The sequence below is a fragment of the Scandinavium sp. M-37 genome (genome assembly GCF_043558715.1).
Lineage (GTDB): Bacteria > Pseudomonadota > Gammaproteobacteria > Enterobacterales > Enterobacteriaceae > Scandinavium > Scandinavium vulneris_A.
Genome location: NZ_JBIGIN010000072.1, coordinates 1 through 3,742 on the forward strand (window position 1 = coordinate 1; position 3,742 = coordinate 3,742).

General features: G+C 57.3%; 2 protein-coding genes and 2 pseudogenes. All 4 read left to right on the forward strand.

The features are described 5' to 3' along the window. Positions 1-344, forward strand: a pseudogene (locus ACG0Z5_RS23650) (colanic acid biosynthesis glycosyltransferase WcaI); the annotation flags it as partial. Next, a complete protein-coding gene (gene cpsB, locus ACG0Z5_RS23655; protein ID WP_394451589.1) occupies positions 341-1,777 on the forward strand; it encodes a mannose-1-phosphate guanyltransferase in 1,437 nt (478 codons plus the stop codon). The pseudogene ACG0Z5_RS23650 and the gene cpsB, both read left to right, overlap by 4 nt. Before the next feature lie 107 nt (positions 1,778-1,884). Then, positions 1,885-3,255 (forward strand): colanic acid biosynthesis phosphomannomutase CpsG, encoded by a 1,371-nt coding sequence (gene cpsG, locus ACG0Z5_RS23660; protein ID WP_394451591.1) that lies wholly within the window; start codon positions 1,885-1,887, stop codon positions 3,253-3,255. Positions 3,256-3,293: 38 nt separating this feature from the next. Continuing rightward, positions 3,294-3,742, forward strand: a pseudogene (locus tag ACG0Z5_RS23665) (undecaprenyl-phosphate glucose phosphotransferase); the annotation flags it as partial.

Genomic DNA, 3,742 nt, shown 5'->3' on the forward strand with positions numbered 1-3,742 from the left:
TGCTGAAAATGGCCGACTGCCATCTGGTCATCCAGAAACGCGGCGCGGCGGACGCGGTACTGCCTTCGAAACTGACCAATATTCTGGCGGTAGGCGGCAACGCGGTGATCACCGCTGAAGCCGACACCGAACTCGGCCAGCTTTGCGAACAGTATCCCGGTATTGCCGTTTGCGTGGAGCCTGAGTCAGTAGACGCGCTAAGCGACGGTATCGCCCGCTGCCTGCTGTTTCCTTCAGACAATAAGACCGCACGTGAATACGCCGAACGCATGCTCGATAAAGAGAGCGTGCTGAGCCAATTTATTGCGGCTATTTCAGTACCAGATAGCGGGGTTAAACCATGAGTCATTCGCAGCTTTATCCGGTCATTATGGCTGGGGGAAACGGCAGCCGCCTGTGGCCGCTGTCCCGTGGACTTTATCCAAAACAGTTTCTGTGCCTGAAAGGGGAACTGACGATGCTGCAAACCACCATTAACCGCCTGAACGGCGTGGAGTGCGAAAGCCCGGTGGTGATTTGCAATGAGCAGCATCGCTTTATCGTCGCCGAACAGTTGCGCCAACTGAACAAGCTGACAGAAAACATAGTGCTGGAGCCAGCAGGTCGTAACACTGCGCCTGCAATCGCGCTGGCAGCGCTTGCCGCCCTGCGTAATCAGCCGGACAGCGATCCATTAATGCTGATCCTCGCCGCTGACCATGTTATCCAGGATGAAGATGCCTTCCGTGACGCGGTGCGTAACGCGCTGGCGTACGCTGAAACGGGCAAGCTTGTAACGTTTGGCATCGTGCCGAACCTGCCGGAAACCGGCTACGGCTACATTCGCCGCGGCGACGTCAGCCCGGGCGATAAAGACGCGGTGGCGTTTAACGTGGCGCAGTTTGTGGAAAAGCCGAATCTGGAAACCGCGCAGGCGTATGTCTCCAGCGGGGAATATTACTGGAACAGCGGCATGTTCCTGTTCCGTGCCGGTCGCTATCTGGAAGAGCTCGCCAAATTCCGCCCGGACATCATGCAGGCCTGCGAGCAGGCGATGAGCGTGGTTGACCCGGATCTGGACTTCATTCGCGTTGACGAAGCCGCGTTCCTGGCCTGCCCGGAAGAGTCCATCGACTATGCGGTGATGGAACGCACTGCCGATGCGGTTGTGGTGCCGATGGATGCGGGCTGGAGCGACGTGGGCTCATGGTCCTCGCTGTGGGAAATCAGCAACCGGACTGACGAAGGCAACGTGCATCACGGCGACGTTATCAGCCACAACACCGAAAACAGCTACGTGTATGCAGAATCCGGGCTGGTGACTACCGTCGGGGTGAAAGACCTGGTGGTGGTGCAGACCAAAGATGCGGTGCTGATCGCCGACCGTAACGCGGTGCAGGACGTCAAAAAAGTGGTTGAGCGTATCAAAGCTGACGGTCGCCACGAGCACCATATTCACCGGGAAGTGTATCGCCCATGGGGGAAATACGACTCCATTGATTCCGGCGACCGCTATCAGGTGAAACGCATCACCGTGAAGCCGGGCGAAGGGTTGTCGCTGCAGATGCACCATCACCGCGCTGAACACTGGATTGTGGTCGCGGGTACCGCAAAAGTGACGCTGGGTGATGAGATAAAACTACTGGGTGAAAACGAATCTATCTACATTCCGCTCGGGGCCACACACTGCCTGGAAAACCCCGGCAAGATCCCGCTCGACCTGATCGAAGTGCGTTCCGGTACCTACCTCGAAGAAGACGACATCGTTCGCTTCAAAGACAGGTACGGGCGCGTCTAATTTGCCGGAGGTCGTTGCGCTTATCCGACCTGCACGTTTTGAACGTTTAATTATTCCCGCAGGGCTGCCTGTGGGTTGGGTAACTGTTATCCGAAGGAGTGGAACTGATGCAAAAACTGACCTGTTTTAAGGCTTACGACATCCGCGGCAAGCTGGGCGAAGAGCTGAACGAAGAGATCGCCTGGCGGATTGGCCGGGCGTACGGTGAGTTCCTGAAGCCAAAGACCATCGTGCTCGGCGGCGATGTGCGTCTGACCAGCGAATCGCTGAAGATGGCGCTGGCCAAAGGCCTGCGCGATGCGGGCGTCGACGTGCTGGATATCGGTCTGTCCGGCACTGAGGAAATTTATTTTGCGACCTGGCATCTGGACGTTGACGGCGGTATCGAAGTCACCGCCAGCCATAACCCGATGGATTACAACGGCATGAAGCTGGTGCGGGAAGGTGCCCGCCCCATCAGCGGTGACACCGGCCTGCGCGACGTGCAGCGTCTGGCAGAAGCCAACGATTTCCCGCCGGTGGATGTGGCAAAACGCGGTAACTACCAACAGATTTCCGTTGTAGACGCTTATCTTGACCACCTGTTCACCTACATCAACCCGCAGAACCTTACCCCGCTGAAGCTGGTGATTAACGCCGGTAACGGCGCGGCTGGCCCGGTGATTGACGCCCTGGAAGCGCGCTTCCAGGCAATGAACCTGCCGGTCACCTTTATCAAAGTTCACAACACCCCGGACGGCAATTTCCCGAACGGTATCCCGAACCCGCTGCTGCCGGAGTGTCGCGCCGATACCCGTAATGCGGTGATCGAACACGGCGCGGATATGGGCATCGCCTTTGACGGCGACTTTGACCGCTGCTTCCTGTTCGATGAAACCGGGCAGTTTATCGAGGGCTACTACATCGTTGGCCTGCTGGCGGAAGCGTTCCTCGAAAAACAGCCCGGCGAGCGCATCATCCACGATCCGCGTCTGTCCTGGAACACCGTCGACGTGGTGAACCTGGCGGGCGGCACCCCGGTAATGTCGAAAACCGGCCACGCGTTCATCAAAGAGCGTATGCGCCAGGAAGATGCCATCTACGGCGGCGAGATGAGCGCCCATCACTACTTCCGTGATTTTGCCTATTGCGACAGCGGGATGATCCCGTGGCTGCTGGTGACCGAGCTGCTGTGCCTGAAAGGCAAAACGCTGGGCGAACTGGTGCGTGACCGCATGGCGGCGTTCCCGGCGAGCGGCGAAATCAACAGCAAGCTGGCGGACCCGAAAATCGCTATTGAGCGGGTGCATCAGCATTTTGCGCAATATGCGGAAGAAATTGACAACACGGACGGCGTGAGCATGGCCTTCGGCGACTGGCGTTTTAACCTCAGAAGCTCAAATACCGAGCCGGTGGTGCGTCTGAACGTGGAATCCCGCAGCAATGAAAAGCTGATGCAGACGCGAACGAAGGAAATTATGGCGCTGTTGAATCAGTAATCTGGGATCTCCGAATCGTTTTTCATAAAGGTAATACGATGACAAATCTAATAAGGTGCGAACGAGCCAAAACGAACGCGTCGTTAATCTCCATGGTGCAGCGATTCTCTGACATCACTATTATGGTGGGTGGGTTATGGGCGAGCTGCATGGCTGTCGGAAAACCCTTTTCCTATATGTATTTGCTGATGGTGCTGATTACCCTGGCTGTGTTTCAGATGGCGGCAGGAATGACCGACTTCTATCGCTCATGGCGCGGCGTGCGCATCACCACCGAAATGAAGTTGCTCCTGCAAAACTGGACCCTGGCCCTGATTTTCAGCGCCGGGCTGCTGGCCTTTAACGACGACTTCAGCAACAGCGTTCCTCTCTGGCTCGCCTGGTATCTGCTGAGCACCTGCGGCATGGTGGCCTGTCGCGCCTTTATCCGTTATGGCGTGGGCTGGCTGCGTAACCGCGGCTACAACATCCGCCAGGTGGCGGTGGC

Bases quoted from the DNA above. Each gene is read 5' to 3' on its own strand.
- cpsB (WP_394451589.1), top strand. From the start codon at position 341: ATGAGTCATTCGCAGCTTTATCCGGTCATTATGGCTGGGGGAAACGGC.
- cpsG (WP_394451591.1), top strand. From the start codon at position 1,885: ATGCAAAAACTGACCTGTTTTAAGGCTTACGACATCCGCGGCAAGCTG.